The organism is Agrobacterium salinitolerans (genome assembly GCF_027498475.1).
In the GTDB taxonomy this organism is placed as follows: domain Bacteria; phylum Pseudomonadota; class Alphaproteobacteria; order Rhizobiales; family Rhizobiaceae; genus Agrobacterium; species Agrobacterium salinitolerans.
Genome location: NZ_JAPZLN010000006.1, coordinates 31,841 through 49,890, shown reverse-complemented (window position 1 = coordinate 49,890; position 18,050 = coordinate 31,841). Strand labels below are relative to the sequence as shown.

At 60.7% G+C, this 18,050-nt stretch carries 19 protein-coding genes; 14 read left to right on the top strand and 5 right to left on the bottom strand.

Annotation, left to right across the window (positions count from 1 at the left end; all coding sequences use genetic code 11):
- Nucleotides 1–107: 107 nt before the first annotated feature.
- From traI to O9X91_RS20165, 13 genes are all read left to right on the top strand, one after another.
- On the top strand, nucleotides 108–731 hold the full coding sequence (gene traI / locus O9X91_RS20225; protein ID WP_012476008.1) for an acyl-homoserine-lactone synthase: 624 nt from the start codon (nucleotides 108–110) through the stop codon (nucleotides 729–731).
- A 9-nt stretch (nucleotides 732–740) separates the two neighbouring features.
- Nucleotides 741–1,718, top strand: a complete 978-nt coding sequence (gene trbB, locus O9X91_RS20220; protein ID WP_077768123.1) for a P-type conjugative transfer ATPase TrbB — start codon at nucleotides 741–743, stop codon at nucleotides 1,716–1,718.
- The gene (locus tag O9X91_RS20215) at nucleotides 1,708–2,091 is read left to right on the top strand and encodes a TrbC/VirB2 family protein (protein WP_012476006.1); all 384 of its coding nucleotides are present in this window, start codon (nucleotides 1,708–1,710) and stop codon (nucleotides 2,089–2,091) included. Before trbB ends, O9X91_RS20215 begins: the two co-directional genes overlap by 11 nt.
- Nucleotides 2,084–2,383, top strand: a complete 300-nt coding sequence (locus tag O9X91_RS20210) for a conjugal transfer protein TrbD (protein ID WP_012476005.1) — start codon at nucleotides 2,084–2,086, stop codon at nucleotides 2,381–2,383. Before O9X91_RS20215 ends, O9X91_RS20210 begins: the two co-directional genes overlap by 8 nt.
- Nucleotides 2,384–2,393: 10 nt before the next feature.
- The gene (locus tag O9X91_RS20205) at nucleotides 2,394–4,850 is read left to right on the top strand and encodes a conjugal transfer protein TrbE (protein WP_012476004.1); all 2,457 of its coding nucleotides are present in this window, start codon (nucleotides 2,394–2,396) and stop codon (nucleotides 4,848–4,850) included.
- Complete coding sequence (gene trbJ / locus O9X91_RS20200; RefSeq protein ID WP_077768124.1) at nucleotides 4,822–5,625, top strand: P-type conjugative transfer protein TrbJ; 804 nt, start codon at nucleotides 4,822–4,824, stop codon at nucleotides 5,623–5,625. Before O9X91_RS20205 ends, trbJ begins: the two co-directional genes overlap by 29 nt.
- Nucleotides 5,622–5,822: an entry exclusion protein TrbK gene (gene trbK, locus O9X91_RS20195; RefSeq protein ID WP_012476002.1), complete on the top strand. Its 201-nt coding sequence runs from the start codon at nucleotides 5,622–5,624 to the stop codon at nucleotides 5,820–5,822. Before trbJ ends, trbK begins: the two co-directional genes overlap by 4 nt.
- A complete protein-coding gene (trbL, locus tag O9X91_RS20190) occupies nucleotides 5,816–6,997 on the top strand; it encodes a P-type conjugative transfer protein TrbL (protein ID WP_012476001.1) in 1,182 nt (393 codons plus the stop codon). The genes trbK and trbL overlap by 7 nt, the downstream gene beginning before the upstream one ends.
- Nucleotides 6,998–7,017: 20 nt before the next feature.
- The gene (locus tag O9X91_RS20185) at nucleotides 7,018–7,680 is read left to right on the top strand and encodes a conjugal transfer protein TrbF (protein ID WP_012476000.1); all 663 of its coding nucleotides are present in this window, start codon (nucleotides 7,018–7,020) and stop codon (nucleotides 7,678–7,680) included.
- A gap of 16 nt (nucleotides 7,681–7,696) precedes the next feature.
- Nucleotides 7,697–8,509: a P-type conjugative transfer protein TrbG gene (gene trbG / locus O9X91_RS20180; protein WP_012475999.1), complete on the top strand. Its 813-nt coding sequence runs from the start codon at nucleotides 7,697–7,699 to the stop codon at nucleotides 8,507–8,509.
- 3 nt (nucleotides 8,510–8,512) lie between these two features.
- Nucleotides 8,513–8,953, top strand: coding sequence for a conjugal transfer protein TrbH (gene trbH / locus O9X91_RS20175; RefSeq protein WP_012475998.1), 441 nt, complete (start codon nucleotides 8,513–8,515; stop codon nucleotides 8,951–8,953).
- Nucleotides 8,954–8,964: 11 nt separating this feature from the next.
- Nucleotides 8,965–10,257, top strand: coding sequence for an IncP-type conjugal transfer protein TrbI (trbI, locus tag O9X91_RS20170; protein WP_012475997.1), 1,293 nt, complete (start codon nucleotides 8,965–8,967; stop codon nucleotides 10,255–10,257).
- 345 nt (nucleotides 10,258–10,602) lie between these two features.
- Complete coding sequence (locus O9X91_RS20165) at nucleotides 10,603–11,307, top strand: autoinducer binding domain-containing protein (RefSeq protein WP_077768125.1); 705 nt, start codon at nucleotides 10,603–10,605, stop codon at nucleotides 11,305–11,307.
- A gap of 4 nt (nucleotides 11,308–11,311) precedes the next feature.
- Here O9X91_RS20165 and O9X91_RS20160 read toward each other — a convergent pair whose 3' ends face one another.
- Entirely contained in the window at nucleotides 11,312–11,635 is a 324-nt protein-coding gene (locus O9X91_RS20160; protein WP_012475995.1) for a transcriptional repressor TraM, read from the bottom strand.
- 217 nt (nucleotides 11,636–11,852) lie between these two features.
- Here O9X91_RS20160 and O9X91_RS20155 point away from each other — a divergent pair, with 217 nt between their 5' ends.
- Entirely contained in the window at nucleotides 11,853–12,059 is a 207-nt protein-coding gene (locus O9X91_RS20155) for a helix-turn-helix domain-containing protein (RefSeq protein WP_077768126.1), read from the top strand.
- 255 nt (nucleotides 12,060–12,314) lie between these two features.
- Here O9X91_RS20155 and O9X91_RS20150 read toward each other — a convergent pair whose 3' ends face one another.
- Genes O9X91_RS20150 through traA form a run of 4 tightly spaced genes read right to left on the bottom strand, consistent with a single transcriptional unit; the run spans nucleotide 12,315 to nucleotide 17,983 of the window.
- Entirely contained in the window at nucleotides 12,315–12,929 is a 615-nt protein-coding gene (locus O9X91_RS20150) for a TraH family protein (protein ID WP_012475993.1), read from the bottom strand.
- An 11-nt stretch (nucleotides 12,930–12,940) separates the two neighbouring features.
- On the bottom strand, nucleotides 12,941–14,104 hold the full coding sequence (locus O9X91_RS20145) for a conjugal transfer protein TraB (protein WP_012475992.1): 1,164 nt from the start codon (nucleotides 14,102–14,104) through the stop codon (nucleotides 12,941–12,943).
- Complete coding sequence (gene traF, locus O9X91_RS20140) at nucleotides 14,094–14,660, bottom strand: conjugative transfer signal peptidase TraF (protein ID WP_012475991.1); 567 nt, start codon at nucleotides 14,658–14,660, stop codon at nucleotides 14,094–14,096. The genes O9X91_RS20145 and traF overlap by 11 nt, the downstream gene beginning before the upstream one ends.
- Nucleotides 14,657–17,983, bottom strand: a complete 3,327-nt coding sequence (traA, locus tag O9X91_RS20135) for a Ti-type conjugative transfer relaxase TraA (protein ID WP_012475990.1) — start codon at nucleotides 17,981–17,983, stop codon at nucleotides 14,657–14,659. The genes traF and traA overlap by 4 nt, the downstream gene beginning before the upstream one ends.
- Between the last annotated feature and the right edge of the window lie 67 nt (nucleotides 17,984–18,050).

Below are 18,050 nucleotides of genomic sequence, written 5' to 3'. Positions count from 1 at the left end.
ACTCACCACCGCGACTCAGCTGGATCTTACCTTGTAGAATCCTACAACTACTCACCGTGTCCAAACCGTGCTGAGTTCTCCGCCGAACAACGACGACGGAGAAATTCATGCAGGTTCTCGCGATCTCAACACCGAAAAATATTCAGGAAGCTGAGCTTATCCACCGCCATCACGAGCTACGCGCGCGGGTCTTCGCCGACCGGCTAGGCTGGGATGTCGAAGTTATCGACGGCGTGGAATTGGATGCTTTCGACACTCTGATACCGACTTACATCCTCGCAATTTCCGACAGTCGCCAGGTAGCAGGATGCGCGCGGCTGCTTCCGGCGCCTGGCCCCACAATGGTGGCCGACGTCTTTCACTCACTCCTTCCGAATGGCCGGTTGAACGCCCATTCCGCGATGATCGAGAGCTCCCGTTTTTGCGTCGATACGGCGCTCGGCGAGGGCAGGGGAGACGGATCCGTCCATGAGGCGACGCTGACCATGTTCGCCGGCATCATCGAATGGTGCATGTCGAACGGTTTCACCGAAATCGTCACCGTCACTGACCTGCGTTTCGAGCGGATCCTCGCGCGCGTCGGGTGGCCCCTTCAGCGCTTGGGCGAGCCCAGGAAGTTCGGGGTGACGATGGCGGTCGCGGGAATCCTACTCGCCGACGCCAGTACATTTCAAAAGCTCCGTCCCGCCAACTATCGCTCTGAATTCACCTCCCTCAGCAAGGCAGCGTAGGAGAAATCCGTGAACCAGCTTCGCTCTCACCCTCGGCTTGTGCGTAAACTTCAGGAAGCACTCGGTGACCAGCTCTGCGTGGCGCTGGACGATGCAACAGTCGTCGAGATCATGCTCAATCCGGATGGAAAGCTGTTTATCGAACGCCTCGGACATGGCGTTGCGCCCGCCGGCGAAATGTCCCCGGCCGCGGCCGAAATGGTGATCGGTACTGTCGCGCATGCACTGCAGTCGGAGGTCGATACCGAACAGCCGATCATCTCCGGAGAGCTGCCGATCGGCGGTCACCGCTTCGAGGGACTGTTGCCTCCCGTGGTCGCCAGGCCTGCTTTCACGATCCGGCGCAGGGCATCGCGCCTCATCCCGCTCGAAGATTACGTCCGGACCGGAGTGATGACCGAATACCAGGCCGCGACGATCCGCAGCGCGATTTCCGCGAGGCTCAACATCATCATTTCCGGGGGAACGGGCTCGGGCAAGACGACGCTTGCGAATGCTGTGATCGACGAGATCGTGAAAAGCGCGCCAGAAGATCGGCTCGTCATTCTGGAAGACACCGCCGAAATTCAATGCACTGCCGAGAACGCAGTTCTGCTCCATACCAGCGATACGATCGACATGGCACGGCTTCTAAAGAGCACGATGCGCCTGCGTCCTGATCGGATAGTTGTGGGCGAGGTCCGCGACGGCGCTGCCCTGACCCTGCTCAAGGCTTGGAACACCGGTCATCCGGGCGGCGTGGCGACCATCCACTCGAACACCGCCATGTCGGCGCTGCGCCGTCTTGAACAGCTGACGGCCGAGGCAAGCCAGCAGCCGATGCAAGAGGTGATCGGGGAAGCCGTCGATCTCGTGATCTCCATTGAGCGGACGCCGCGCGGACGGCGCGTTCGCGACGTCATCCAGGTCGAGCGGTTCGTCAACGGTCAATACGAGGTCGAATCCGATCAGCTCACAGAAGAACAGGAAGCGCGCCATGTCGCATAGGAAATCATTCATCGCCGTCGCGCTCTTGGCGGCGCCCATCGTTCTCGCCTCGGTCGCGCCGACCCTTGCCAGCTCCGGCGGCAGTCTCCCGTGGGAAGGGCCGCTGCAGCAGATCCAGGAGTCGATCACCGGCCCGGTCGCGGGTGCGATCGCGCTTGCAGCAGTCGCCATCGCCGGCGGCATGCTCATCTTCGGCGGCGAACTGAATGATTTCGCGCGGCGACTTGTATACGTCGTTCTCGTCGCCGGCATCCTCCTCGGCGCCACCAACATCGTCGGCCTGTTTGGCGCAACCGGCGCCTCGATAGGACTGACGAGCGAACAGCTCACCACGATTGGATCGGCCGGAGGCGGGGAGGGAACTCATGGCTAATTCCCCATCCGGCCTGCAGCGCAACCGCATCCACCGTGCACTGTCGCGTCCAAACCTGCTGATGGGCGCCGACAGGGAGCTTGTGTTGCTGACCGGTCTCGCCGCCGTCATCCTGATCTTCGTGGTGCTGACGGTTTATTCGGCGCTCTTCGGAATCGCCGTCTGGGTCGTGATCGTCGGGCTCCTCAGAATGATGGCGAAGTCCGACCCGTTCATGCGGCAAGTCTATATCAGGCACATTTCCTACAAGCCCACCTACAAGGCGACGACATCGCCTTGGCGCCGGTATTGAGGAGGCGGCCATGGTAGCTCTCAAACGCTTCCGGGCGACCGGCCCTTCCTTTGCTGATCTCGTTCCCTATGCCGGCCTGGTCGACAATGGTGTCCTCCTCTTGAAGGACGGAAGCCTGATGGCCGGCTGGTATTTCGCGGGACCAGATTCCGAAAGTGCGACTGACCTCGAACGCAACGACCTGTCGAGGCAGATCAACGCCGTTCTGTCGCGGCTTGGAAGCGGCTGGATGATCCAGGTCGACGCCATTCGCATTCCGACGGTCGACTATCCCACAGAAGACCGTTGCCATTTCCCCGATCCGGTAACCCGCGCAATCGACGGGGAGCGCCGGGCGCATTTCGCGCGCGAGCAGGGGCATTTCGAGAGCAAGCATGCGCTGATCCTGACTTACCGGCCGCTCGAGTCCAAGAAAACAGCTCTCAGCAAGTACATCTATTCGGACGAGGAGAGCCGGAAGAAATCCTACGCGGACACGGTGCTCTTCGTGTTCAAGAACGCGGTGCGAGAGCTTGAGCAGTATTTTGCCAACACACTTTCGATCCGGCGAATGGAAACCCGAGAAACGGTCGGAAGGGGAGGGGAGCGAATTGCCCGATATGACGAACTGCTTCAGTTCGCCCGCTTCTGCATTACCGGCGAGAACCATCCAATCAGGCTTCCCGATGTTCCGATGTATCTCGACTGGATCGCCACGGCGGAGCTTGAACACGGACTGACGCCGAAGGTCGAAAATCGCTTTCTCGGCGTCGTCGCGATCGACGGTCTGCCGGCTGAAAGCTGGCCGGGCATTCTGAATAGTCTTGACCTGATGCCGCTCACCTATCGGTGGTCATCACGTTTCATCTTCCTTGATGCCGAGGAGGCCCGACAGAAGCTCGAACGCACACGCAGGAAATGGCAGCAGAAGGTCCGGCCGTTCTTCGACCAGATATTTCAGACACAAAGTCGATCCGTCGACCAAGACGCGATGACCATGGTCGCCGAGACCGAGGACGCCATCGCGCAGGCCTCATCGCAGCTGGTTGCCTATGGATATTACACACCGGTCGTCGTGCTATTCGACAACGATCGCGAAGCCCTGCAGGAGAAGGCCGAAGCGATCCGGCGGCTGATCCAGGCGGAAGGGTTTGGGGCGCGGATCGAAACGCTGAACGCCACCGATGCCTATCTCGGCAGCCTGCCGGGCAACTGGTACTGCAACATCCGTGAGCCACTGATCAACACCAGCAATCTCGCCGACTTGATTCCGCTGAATTCGGTCTGGGCCGGAAACCCGATCGCGCCATGCCCCTTTTACCCACCGAATTCCCCTCCCTTGATGCAGGTTGCGACCGGCTCGACAGCGTTCCGTCTGAACCTGCATGTCGATGATGTCGGCCACACGTTGATCTTCGGTCCGACAGGTTCTGGTAAGTCGACGCTGCTTGCTCTGATCGCCGCACAGTTTCGCCGGTACGAAAATGCGCAGATCTTCGCCTTTGACAAAGGCAGTTCACTTCTTCCCCTGACGCTCGCTGCCGGTGGTGATCACTATGAGATCGGCGGCGACAATGCGGAAGAGGGGAGGGCCTTGGCCTTCTGCCCGCTTTCTGATCTCGAAAGTGATGCCAACCGGGCCTGGGCGACCGAGTGGATCGAGATGCTGGTCGGTCTGCAGGGCGTCACAATCACCCCCGATCATCGTAACGCCATTTCTCGGCAGGTCGGACTGATGGCGAGCGCATCCGGTCGCTCACTCTCGGATTTCGTCAGCGGCGTGCAGCTGCGCGAGATCAAGGATGCGCTGCATCACTACACCGTTGACGGGCCGATGGGCCAGCTCCTCGATGCGGAGGAGGACGGCCTGACACTCGGGGCCTTCCAGACCTTCGAAATCGAGCAGCTGATGAACATGGGCGAGCGCAATCTCGTGCCGGTGCTGACCTACTTGTTCCGGCGGATTGAGAAGCGTCTGGATGGATCGCCGAGCCTGATCGTGCTCGATGAGGCGTGGCTGATGCTTGGCCACCCAGTTTTCCGCAGCAAGATCAGGGAATGGCTCAAGGTCTTGCGCAAGGCGAACTGCGCCGTTGTCCTTGCGACCCAATCGATCTCGGATGCCGAACGGTCCGGGATTATCGATGTGCTGAAGGAGTCTTGCCCAACCAAGATTTGCCTTCCGAATGGCGCCGCCAGAGAGCCAGGAACACGTGAATTTTACGAGCGTATCGGTTTCAACGAGCGCCAGATTGAGATCGTCTCGAACGCAGTCCCCAAACGCGAATACTACGTCGCCACGCCGGAAGGCCGGCGGCTCTTCGACATGTCGCTGGGGCCGGTTGCGCTGAGCTTTGTCGGCGCGTCGGGCAAGGACGACCTCAAGCGCATCCGCGCACTGAAATCCGGACATGGCCGCGAGTGGCCAATCCGCTGGCTTGAAACGAGAGGAGTTCACGATGCCGCATCGCTACTCAAGTTCGAATAGATGGTTAGCCTGCCTGGCGGCCGCGGCCCTGACGATCGGAGCCGTACCTTCAGCACGGGCGGGGACCGCCACCGGTGCTGCGACGGAGTGGACGCAGCTCGCCAACAATGCGCAATTGGTGGACCTTCTCAAGAGCTCGGGCCTCCAGGTCGACAATCAGCTGACGCAGATCAGCCAGCTTGCGGAGCAGATCCAGAACCAGCTTAAGATCTACCAAAACATGCTGCAAAACACCGCGCAGCTGCCTGACCATGTCTGGGGGCAGGTCGAAAGCGATCTCAATCAGCTCCGCAGTATTGTCGACCAGGGTCAGAGTATCTCATTCTCCATGGGCAACGCCGACGACGTTCTTCAGCAGCGCTTTCAGAGCTACGCCGACCTCAAAACCAACCTGCCGGATAACGCGACGTTCTCCTCGACTTATCAGTCCTGGTCGACGACCAACCGCGACACGATCGCCAGCTCGCTGAAGGCTGCGAGCCTAACGGCCGACCAGTTCGATAGCGAGGAAGATACGATGTCCTCGCTGCGGTCGATGTCCGAAACGGCGGACGGGCAGATGAAAGCGTTGCAGGTCGGCCACGAGATCGCCGCTCAGCAGGTTGCCCAGATGCAGAAGCTTCGCGGTCTCGTCTCGCAACAGATGACGATGATGGGAACCTGGCTACAGACGGAGCAGACCGACAAGGACCTGGCGCAGGCCCGGCGGGAAAAGTTCTTCAACGCTGAGGTCAAGAGCATTCCGGAAGGTCAGAGAATGGAGCCACGCTGGTGAGCCGATCCGTCCTAATTGCTTTGGTGCTTGCTGTCGCCGCTGCATCCGCCGCGGCCACAGTGCTGATCGTAAAATCCAGCGACGGCGGAAGACCTGCGCTTACCGAGGAGCAGCGCTCAGCCCGGGAGAAGTTCTTCGGCTCGAATAAGGAGCTGCCGCCGATCAAGGATGGTCAGGAGATACGGCCGAGATGGTGAAGCCCGCTGTCACACGTTCACTCCTGATAACTGGTCTGTTCTTCCTCGCCTATGCTGCTCCCGCATTTGCGCAGGAGGGGCAGGTCCTCACGGAACTGGAAAACCAGGTCTCCTCTGCCGCGAAGGGCTGGGAGACCACCATCATGGATGCGGCGAAATCGCTGTTCTGGATCCTCGCAACGATCGAGATCGGCATTGCCGCCGTCTGGCTGGCGATCCAGTCAGCCTCGCTGGATAGCTGGTTTGCGGAGCTGGTGCGCCGGATCATGTTCGTCGGGTTCTTCGCATTCGTTCTGACCCAAGGTCCGACCTTTGCCCGGGCGGTGGTTGACAGTCTTTTCCAAATTGGTGCCGGCGGCGGTTCAGCCTCGCCCGCTGAAGTGTTCGATGCCGGCATTCGCGTCGCCTCGCAAATGTCGCAACAGGCGCAGTTCGGCGTATTCGAGGACAATGCGCTGGCGATTGCCGCGGTGCTGGCAATGGGTGTCGTCGTCATCTGCTTTTCGCTGGTTGCCGCGATTTTTGTTTCGGTGATGGTTGAGATGTATGTCGGCCTGCTCGCCGGCATGATCATGCTTGGCCTGGGCGGTTCCTCCTTCACCAAAGACTTTGCTGTTCGCTATCTTGTCTACGCCTTCGGCGTTGGCATGAAACTGATGGCGCTGGTGATGATCGCAAAGATTGGGTCACAGGTCCTCTTGGGTCTGGCCAATGCCCCGACCGCATCCTCCGACCAGTTTGTCACCACCCTGGCGATCGCCGGTATTTCCGTCGTGGTCTTCATCATCGCCATGTACGTGCCGAACATCATCCAGGGTGTCGTCCAGGGAGCCTCCGTCACCGGCGGTATGGAGACAATCCGCCACGGCGGGCAAGCGGCGTCCTTCGCCGCGGGCGCTGGATTCTTGGCCGCCGGCGCTGCCGGCGCGGGTTTTGCGGCGGCCCAAGCCGCACGAGCTGGCGGTTCATCCGTCGCTGGTGCTGCCCTGCGGGGGATAGGCGCAAGCTTCAGTTCCGGGGCACAAGCCGCAGGCTCGGCCGCGAAGGAAAAGGCAATCGGATCTCCCGGTGCTTATGCGGGGTCCATCCTCGGACTAGCCAACGCCAAGCTCGATGAACAGCGCAGCGGTCACAGCGGCCCGACGCCTCCTCCCGAACGCAACGACAAACCATAATCGAGACAAGGGAAGAATAAATGGCAGCGAACCGCGCCCCTGATAATCCGTATCTTGCCGCCCGCCAGGAATGGAACGAGCGCTACGGCACATATGTGAAGGCTGCTTCCGCATGGCGGATCGTCGGCATTCTCGGCCTGACGATGGCCGTCATCGGCTTCAGCTACGCGATGTATCTCAGTACCCAGGTCAAGCTCGTGCCTTATATCGTTGAGGTCGACAAGCTGGGGACGGCAGTCACGGCAGGCTTCCCGGAGCAGATCGAATATGCCGATGTCCGCGTGGTTCGCGCCACACTCGGCAACTTCGTGACAAGCTTTCGCTCGATCACGCCGGATGCCGTGGTGCAGAAGCAATATATCGACCGCACATACGCTCTTCTTCGCACCTCCGATCCGTCGACGGAGAAGGTCAACGCCTGGTTCCGAGGCAATTCACCTTTCGAGAAAGCGAAGTCCTCGACCGTCGCCATCGAGGTCAACAACATCGTGGCGCTCTCGAACCAGACCTATCAGATCGACTGGACGGAATACGAGCGAGACCGCAAGGGCAAGGAAACCGGCACACGCCGCTTCCGCGGCATCGCAACGGTGGCGCTCACCGCGCCACAGGATGAGGCGACGATCCGCCTCAATCCGATCGGCCTCTATGTCCGGGATTTCGACTGGACGGCACAGCTTTAAGGGCAGGGATTTCTCAATGCAAAAGACAGGATTGATCGCAGCCGCCGGCTGCATGGCCGGACTCGCCTTTGTGGTGGGCGCGCAGGCGCAAAGCATGACGAGCAACGAGGTCAAGGGTACGAATATCTCCCGCAAATGGCGCGGCACACCGGGCCTGGTCACAACGGGACCGGACGGCAAAGTGATTTTTCTGTTCGGCGAGACCCAGCCGTCCGTCGTCTGCTCGCCGCTGCAGGTCTGCGACATCGAGCTTCAGGGCGGTGAGATCGTTCGCGACGTGCTCGTCGGCGATACGGTGCGGTGGAAAGTGGAGCCGGCCACCTCGGGGGCGACAGGCGGGCAGGCCATCCATCTGATTGTCAAACCGTCGGAGCCAGGTCTTCTCACCTCGATGGTCGTCACCACCTCACGGCGAACCTATCATATCCAGCTCAAGTCCCATCCCAGCCAGTACATGGCGCGCGTTGGTTTCGAGTACCCCGAGGACACCTCCACCAAGCTCGCCGACATCAATGCCCGTCTCGAAACCGGCGGCATTCCGGGCACGGCGCCGGATAAGCTGAACTTCTCCTATTCGATCAGCGGCGGGGCTTCGTGGAAACCGAAGCGGGTCTATTCGGACGGGGTCAAGACCTACATCCAATTCCCGAAGTCGATCTCAGGTCAGGATGCGCCGGTGCTCTTCGTCGTCTCCGGCGGTCAGAACCGCATCGTCAACTACCGGATGAAGAACAACATGATGACCGTCGACTATGCGATCGACAAGGCGATCCTCGTATCAGGGGTCGGGTGGCGGCAGCAGAAGATCACCATCCGGCGGGGAGGCTGAACCATGCGCAAGCTCCTCGCACTCTTCATCGCGGCCAAACTACTCTCCGGTTGCCAAACGGCCGACGACGCGATGACCACCAATGCAACCCCGGTTGCCGTCACCGGACCGGCCGCAAGCGCGATCGCCGGTGACATGGCAAGTCGTCTCGCCGAACAAATCGGTCCGGCCAGCGCTGCGACGACCATCAAAATGGAAAAGGACCAGTCGGAATTCGCGACCGCCCTCGAGGCGGCCCTGAAGGGCTGGGGTTATACGGTCGTCACGGACGGCAAGGTCGCCAAAGACATCAAGCCGGTCGAGCTTGCTTTTGCCGTCGAGGGCTTCGACGGGCAGGTTTTTGCGCGCGTTTCGACGCCTTCCATCGCTCTTGGCCGCGCCTATACGCCGACGGCGGCCGGCGCCACGCCGACCAGTCCACTTTCGATCATGCAGCGCAACTGACGGAGAGCAATATGGTCCAGTCGCTCCAACTTGGCGCGCCAGCCCAGTCCGACGATCAGAATGGCATGCGCCGGCTCAACCGCCTGCCGATCATCATCGCCATCATCGTCGTCGCGCTCTTCGTTGGCGTCGTCGTGATCGGCCTGTCGCTGCGGGGGCTGTCCTTCCATCGAGGCGACATCGAGGGGGCTTCCAACACCCCGGCGACCAGCTTCGGCGACCAGCTCAAACGGGGTGTCACCGACGGCATCATCGGCGAGCCGGAGAAGCAGGAAGTGTTTCAACCGACCCCTGTCGTCGAGCAGAAGGTCGAGAAACAGGAGACCGCCGTTGAACGCCGGCCGAATGACCGACAGGAGAGACGCTCGCTCGAATCCGAGGAGGAGTGGAAGGCTCGCCTGAAGCGGGAGCAGGACGAGCAGTATATCCGGGAAGCGCAGCGCCAGCGGATGGCTCGCCTCCAGGCTCGCGCTACGGCGCTCGATTCGCCGCTGAAGGTAGACATCGGAGACTTCGAGAAGGCAACCTCCACCAATGACAGCGGCCGCCAGCCGACAAATGCAGCCGTCAACAGTGCGTCGGACCTTTATGCCGCCGCCATGAAATCCGGCCTGATGGGCCAAAACGTCGATCAGAACGGACAGCCGTCGAAGGAGGATTTTTTCAATCAGGACATCAAGGATCTCGGCTACCTGCCAAACCAGGTCGTGCCGCAGATGTCACCCTACGAACTGAAGCGCGGCTCGGTCATTCCCGCCACCTTGATCACCGGCCTCAATTCCGACCTGCCAGGGCGGATTACCGCGCAGGTCAGCCAGAATGTCTACGACAGCGCGAGCGGCTATCGCCTCCTTATCCCGCAGGGCGCAAAGCTGTTCGGTCGCTATGATTCCAAGGTCTCATTCGGCCAGGAGCGTGTTCTCGTCGTCTGGACTGACCTTATTTTTCCCAATGGATCCACCCTGCAGATCGGCGGCATGGCCGGCACGGACGCCGAGGGGTATGGCGGCTTCCAGGACAAGGTTGACCGCCATCTCTGGAGGACGTTCGGTTCCGCAGCTCTGGTGGCAATCATCGGGACGGGGATCGACATGTCGATGCCGGAGAGTTCAACATTGGCCACCCAGGACACGGCATCGGATGCAGCACGGCGGAATTTTGCCGAAAGCTTCGGTCGCGTCACAGAACAGACAATCTCGAAGAACCTCAACGTTCAGCCGACGATTCGCATCCGTCCTGGCTATAAGTTCAACGTTCTCGCGGACCAGGATATCATCTTTCCATCCATTTATAGCGGGCGCTAACCCATCTCGAACGCTGCTCCGCCCGTCGTTTCGTCGGGTGGAGCGATCCATCCGCGCTCAGAAATCAGCGCTCGCCAAAATCTTCTCTCAAATTGTCATATTTTAGATGAAGAGGCCTTGAATACTCGGTAGAGGTGAGTAGAAAACCAGTTGCAACGGCCGTGGATATGCTTCGGCAGAAGGCAACTGCGTTTTCATCGGAAACGAATGGGGACACGGAATTCGCAGCCACGGTCCGATGTTCCGTATGGCTCCGGCTGGCCGAACGGTGGCACCAGGTAACTCGCGGCGCGTGGTAGGCGCGACGGGTGGGAGGCTCGCAGCTGCGCAAGAGGAGACAAGTCCGTGGACGGAGACCTTCGCTCTTTAATCGATATGACGGAAGCTGCGCACGATGAACGCATGATCAAGGGCGCCCTGAAAAGCTTCGCAAACTCCCATGGCTTCGAACGTTTTGCGTATCTTCAGACCGAGGGCCTGGAAATCCGCACATTCAACTCCTATCCGGAGGAATGGCAGGATATCTATCTTGGCGGCCAATATTCGCGCATCGACCCCGTCATCACGGAAGCCAAGCGTCGCATGGAGATGTTCTACTGGACGGCCGATGATTGGCCGGCTCGTGGCACCTCGGAGCTGAGACGGTTTCGCGACCAGGCGATCGAGCACGGCATTCGCAGTGGGCTGACGATTCCGGTCGAAGGGAGTTTCGGGTCGACGATGATGCTGACCTTTGCCTCGTCGGAGAAGAAAGTCGAGAAAGCCAAACTGCTGGACGCCCAGAAAGCCGTCCGGACGGTCCTTGCAATCCATTACCGCCTGAAGATTATCGCTTCGACGACGATAATCGCTCCGAAGCGGCTACTCTCGCCAAGGGAAGCGATGTGCCTCATGTGGGCAGCAAAGGGCAAAAGTGCCCCGGAAACCGCAATGTTGACGGGGATCAACGCGAGGACGGTGCAGCACTACCTCGATAAAGCGCGCGAGAAACTTGACGCGGCGACCGTTCCACATCTAGTCGCGATCGCTAAAGATCACGGCTTGGTTTGAGGGGTCATTCATCGCCATCGAGCGGAACCTCGGGGATGTAGCCGAGCACATCGATGATCTCCGAAAGCTCTTCCTGCTGGGCTTCGGATTTCCTTTGCCGCGCGGCATACTCTTGCTGCAAGCTTTCGAGCACGGCGCTCGAAACCGAGGGGTCGGCGGACGCGCGGGTCCATTCCTCATAAACAGCTTCGTCGGCGACTATAAGCCGGCGGTGCTCTCGGATTGCAGATATAGCAAGCGCCTCTAGTTCTGATTTTTCCATTGAACGTAAACAGGATCCCATCGGTTTGGTTTCGTGTTTTGTCTCGGATAAGTTCACGTCCTTCATCCGCTTCCCCTTAATTTCTTCATTTGCCGCTCGAAAGCCAAATCCTGGTGAGCATTATACCGCATAGGCCATAACTGCACGGCCTGTCTTTCAGAAGTTCATATACCCTATATCCCAAGGTAACTTGTGACGGCCTGGACGAGCAATATCACGCGCCGTGACGAATCGGAACTATAGTTCCTGGAATAATAGTTCCGATTCAGGTTCCGCTCGCGTCATGGATCTCAAGGAGGTCATGGCGATCAATATGCGTCGAATCCGTCATGGCAAACAATTGACGCAGGAGGAAGTGGCCCACCGTACGGGCCTCAGTGTCCGCCATGTCGGAGCAATCGAGCGTGCCGAGATGTCGGCGACCGTCACCGTCCTTGGCCAAATCGCAGAGGCACTGGGCGTCGAACCTGCCGTGCTTGTGACGAGATGAGTAGACGCGCGCGTGCTGACTGCTAGTTGCTGCCCTTGAGGCCCCGTTATGACGCAGCCGGGCATGAATCTGCTCTAATCGTATTTCCGCGCGGCCGTTCTTTCGTGGATGGCTGTGCTGGTGCTTTGATCAACTCGAACACCACGTTCGTGCGGGGCGTTCCGACAAACACTAATATCATGCATTTGAGTTACACTAATTTTCTGCTTTGAACCTCAATACTCGCCTCGCTGCCCCCGGCGAAACGAAGTCAATCTATTTTTGGCCTCCAATGTGTGAGAGGTCGATCCGCATCCCCGCTCGGCCAACATCCTGCACCGTCTCAGGCTCTTGCTCTCCTGGTTTCGGTTCGGCGCTCTCTTCCTCGTCGGGGATCTTCTCCTCGCTTTGCTGCGGCACTTCAACTGCCGTTCCCGGATCCTCCGCCTGAAACACACTGACGCCCTCGAACTCGCCGGTCTTCCATGCGTAGACCGCATCCTCGAAGATCTGCGGGAAGACATCTTTGCTCGTCGGGTTGCCATACCATTTCGCGACGATCCGGAGCACCTTGGCGAACATCGCCGTGCCTTTGCGGAGGTTCTGGCAGGCATCGACGAGGTCCGGTTTGAGATCACTCGCTTCCTTGACGCCAACGCCGGCGGGAAACTGCGTGAGACCGACGCGGACCACCGCCTGACCAGCATATTGCCGCACGATCACCATCGCCTCGTCAGCCGACGCAGCTTTTGGCACGAGGATCAAACGGCCACCGGATTTGACGGTGACGGCGAGGGGATCAGCCGAGCCTGCTGATACCACGAACCGTTCGACGATCGCGGGTTTTAGGGAAGGGTCGGCGCATTCTTTGATCAGGGCGGCGTCCAGCATAGTGTCTCCTTTCAGGTGTTAAAGGCAATGACGAGCGGCTTTGCGAAGAGTTTTACCCAGGCGGTAGTCGCGGCGCGCTGTATGGCAATGATCGACGTGCCTTCGGTCCACCAGCCGTTTCCGACGGCGAGGATGGCGTCCGGATCGTGCAGCATCGACTGCAGGACCGGCCAAACGATCAGTTGCTCGTAGCAGATCAGTGGTGCGGCCCGGCCGGCACCGATAGTGACGATTGGGTTCGCGAAGAAATCCGCCCGGGCGCCGCCGCTCTCCCCAAACCAGGATCGCCATGGCTGCCACATCGAGCCGGGAACCGGCATGCGTTCGCGATAAAGGATGCGGCGACCCTTGCCGTCGATCGAGACGAGGACATTGTCGTAGCCGTCTGCGTCGACTACCACGGCGCCGGCGATGACGGTGGCATCGCCATCGGCAAGTGCGCCCGTCCATAGACGCTCCACGGTCGGCGTCCAGAAGCCGAGCGCACTTTCTGGCAACACCACAAAGCGGGTGCCATCGCCGGCAGCGTCGCGCACCGTTGCGATCAGGTCATGCTGGCGTCGAAGACCGGTGTCGCGGCCAAGCGAAGCGCCCATTTCCAGATCGACGCCGCGCCAGGCTTCCGGTAGTCTCGGGTCGGTCCAGATTGCGGCGGACCATAGCCAAAAGCCGGTCAAGGCGATGGCGACAGCTGGCCATATGCGGGTTACGAGGCCCGCAAGGCCAGCTGTCATCCAGCCCAGTCCCCACCATCCCCATCCCGGAAACAAAACTCCAGCGGCCGTGACAGGATGCGCCCAGCCCGTGATGCCGAACGGCGGGACGGCCATGATGACGGCCGCAAGGAGATAGCGGAACGGACGAATGCCGGCGATCCCGGTCCACAGGACCGTATGCACGGCGACGAAGCTCGAGGACGCGCACAGCCAGAGGAGCAGCCCCGGCCAGATATCAGACGAATAGAAGGCAGCGACGCCTTGCGGCAGGCCACGAGATGCGGCCAGAAAATAGCTGGCCGAGACAAGGGCCGCGACCGCCCTCGTTTGCGCCATCGACCAAAGAACGGGAAACGCCAGGGCGACGGGCAGAAGCAACGCGTGGCCGCTCCAGCCCACCACGCCGATCGCGATCGAAGCGACTATCAGCTGCGTCGCCCGAAGAAACTCACGGCGCATAGGTGAGGATCTCCTGCGCTAGGCCGAGAATGCCTGAAGCGGGCACCGGACCGAAGTACCGGGAGTCGAAGGAGCCCGGGAACGCCGAATGCAGGAAGAGATGTCCTGGCGGAACGATGCCACTCGGAAACGGCGCCAGCGGCCGCCCCTTTCCGTCTCGTGGCGCGAGGCTGGAAGAGGCAACCACCCGCCCATCGACAATCACGCTGGCGCCGATTTCGACATGCTGGCCTGCGACGGCGATCACCGTCTTGATCAACGGGGCGACGCCACCCGGGCAGGAACCGGAACGGAGATAGTCGCGCGCTCGCGCCTCCCGCATTTCCGCGGTTGCCGGTGGGCAAACGAACACTAGGTCACTGACAGCAACGGGGCGACCGAGCGGAACGATACGCCACAGGCCGAGTGGCTCGCTCGGGGTCAGATTGATGCGATAACCGCCGGCGAGGGCAGTCGCCACCAGCACGATAGCGGCCAACGTCGTGGCCGAGAGGATCACGGCCGCTCGTCGTTGTTGCGCGGTTATCGCCTGGCGCGCTCTAGCTGCCGCCGTCATTTCAGGGAGAGCCCTTGGCTCTTCGTCTGGCGCAGTGTCTCAGCCTGCTTAAGCGCCTCCGTCGTTCGTTCATGAGCGGCAAGCTGCTGGACCGTCCGCATGGAATTCCACGCAGACTGGACCTCAGCCTTCTGGCCAGCCGTCATGCCCGCTGTAACGGTCTCGAAGGCCTTGCCGTTGGTGTCTTTCGCGGCGAGAGGCAGGAAGGTCCGTTCTCCGAAACGCTCGGACACAGCCTTCGCGAAACCTTCGAGTTCAGCTTTCACCATTTTGTCGGCCAACGCATATTCAAGGCCGGCAGGGAGATCGTTGCGATCGATGGCATCGCGGACGCGTTCGAGCATCTGCTTGGCCGCTGGCGAGAGCGCAGGGATGTCGACCGAAACCTTGAGCCGGACCGCGCGCTCCTCCGTCTCATGCTTCAATTCGGCCTCGGCCCGCTCACGAAGATAGCGTTCAAGATTGCGGCCAAGTGCCGGGACATTGGCGATGGCTTTTTCCCGGTCCTGCTTCTCGGCACGGCTGGCAAGAAGACCGGGCTTGCCCTTTAGCGTACCGAAACTTTCGGGGGCGTCGGCGACCTTCGCGAGAGTGGACTTCGCGACCGATTGGTCCTTGACCATCGCGTCGACATTGATTGCCTTGAAGGCAGCCTCCGGCTGCGCGTAGACGAGGTGGAAGCGGGTCGAGACGTCCTCCCATTGTTTCTTGAGGCCGGGGTCGGCGGCGAGCTTGTCCTCGACAGCCTGCTCGAACGATTTAGGGAAGGTGGTGATGCCTGACACCATGGGCTTGGCCTCCTTGATCGGGTTCTGGATTGGGGAGTTTTTGAAGTTGCCGACGAAACCGAGTTTCGTTGCAATTGCGGCAAGACGGGCGCCGAGGCCGACCAGCTTCTGTTTCTGCCGAATGGTCCATTCCAGGCGATCGCGCGCGACCGCCCGGGCGACATTCATGAGGTGCAGGCCCCGGGCTTCCGCGAAGCGCAGCGCCTGGCGATAGAACGACGCCTGCTCGTAATCGAGGGTCGTCTCCTTGGCGTTTCGGCGCGATAGGATCGGGATGAGGCCGCCGGATTTCGCGAAGGAGCGACTGCCGTAGTAGACGGCGAGATCTTCACGATGGCGGGTCATCGCGACGTAGGTCAGATGCCGGTCGAGCGACAGTGACGCAAGCACCTTCACCCGGTCGACGGTCGCCCCCTGGCTCTTGTGGATCGTCGTGGCATAACCGTGATCGAGATTGTTGTAGAAGCGCTGCTCGATAGTAACCTGACGGCGGTGCTCTCCTTCACCAACCTCGGCGACGACCCGGCCAGGAGCGGCTTTGAGCACCTTTGCGAGCATGCCGTTCTTAACGCCGAGGCTGCCCTCGTTCTTGAGGAACACGATCTGATCTCCCGGCGCAAATTTGCGGTGTCCGTCCTCCGTCTTGAATGCAAATCCTTCTGCGACGACACCGCGTTCGACCAACTTGGCGCGCGCCATATCGTTGAGCATTCGCACATCACGGCGAAGGTGCGCGAGGATCAGGCTGGTCTTCGAGGGGTCGTAGTCGCGGTCCCACGCTGCGATCAGGCTCTCGACCGCCTCGTCCTTCAGTCTCAAGCCAATCATTCGACCATGAGCGGTATAGGCGTCGACAGCCTTGCGGATATTGCCACGAGCGAGATCGAGCGAGGCATCGCGCATCCATTGCTGGCGCTGACGGTAGATCGTTTCGAGTTCGGCATAGCCGATGCGAGCGGCAATGGCGCGAAAGGCGGCACCCGCTTCGATCGGCTGGAGTTGTTCGGGATCGCCGACGAGGACAAGTTTGGCGCCGGCCTTGGTCACCGTCTCGACCAACAGCGCCATCTGCCGTGACGACACCATGCCGGCCTCGTCGAGTACGATGACAGTCTTGTTGTCGAGCTGGTTGCGACCCTGGTTCCAGCGAAGCTCCCACGACGACAGCGTGCGCGATGGGATGCCCGCTTCCTTCTCCAATCCCTCGGCTGCTTTGCCGGCCAGTGCTATGCCGACCACACGATAGCCGGCTGCTTCCCACGCCTCACGGGCAGCCTTCATCATCGTCGTCTTGCCGGCGCCGGCACGACCAATCACGGCGGCGATCCTCTCTCCGCCGGCGACATGTTCGATCGCCGTCCGCTGCTCATCCGATAGACGAGAATGGCGTGCAAAGGTCGCCTGCAGCACCGCCTCACGGACACCATGGGAGGCGCGAGCGGAAAGCCAGATAGCGCGGTTGGCCATCTCGGCTTCAAGCCGGATCATCTCCCGGGTCGTGTATTTCGCCAGCTCTCGGACCCCGGTCGCAAGATTCATTCGCTCGCGCTCGAGCCTGAGCGCTTCCGGGCTCTGCAGAATCCTCACCATCAGGCTTTGGAAGAGACGGGCATCGTCGATATAGCGATACAACACCTTCGCAACATCACGTTCGTCGAAGACGCTCTTCTCCCGCGTGATCAGCTCAAGCACGATCTCGGGGCGGCGCTGGATGCGGCGTGCATTCTCGCTACGACGAGCTTCCTGAAGCTCGATGCGTTCGAGTTTGGGAGGCGCGGTCTCCTGCTTCCCGTCGGATTGCTCGGCCTTGCGCTCGATGGCTTTGGCGCCGACGCCGAGGTGAATGGTCGGCTCGAGGTCGATACCCTGCTTTTCGAAGGAGCGGCCATCGATGCGAATATCGAGGCCGGCGAGCGCCAGATGTTTGTTCTGGCAGGCAAACCAGCCGTCGCGGAAAGCGTTGAAGTCCTCAGTGCTACCGGCCCACAGGTCATAGACGATCTTGCCTGCATCATTGCGGATCGGTTTGCCGTCCCGACCGAGCACAGCGACCTTCTTCGAACCGAACCCATCTTCGGTGAGCGGCCGCAATGTCGTCATCAGGTGGACATGCGGATTGCCGGGGGCGTCGTGATAGACCCAGTCGGCGACCATCCCCTTCGCCGTGATGTGCCTCTCCACAAAGTCGCGCATGAGAGCGATATTCTGCTCGGATGTCAGCTCGAGCGGCAGGGCAATGGTGACATCCTTGGCGAGCTGCGCATCGGATCGCTTCTCGAATGCCTCCACCTTGTTCCAGAAGGCTTCGGATGCTCCCGCGACTGAGCGATCTGCAATCATGCTGCGCACCCATTCGGGCGAGTCTGCCGGAATCACAAACTCTTCGTGCAACAGCCCCAGCTTGCGGGTGTAATCGATCGTTCGCGCTTCCCGCTCGTATTCCATTTTCGCGCAGTGCCGGTAGGCCGCCGACAGGACAGCGCTGCGGCCGGAGCCGCGGGCGACGACGCTGACGGAGAAATGGGGGACGGCCACGGCGGAGTTCTTTCCCGGTTGCAAACGAAATCAACGGGTTCGTCGGGAGCGGGAGGCCGGACCAAGC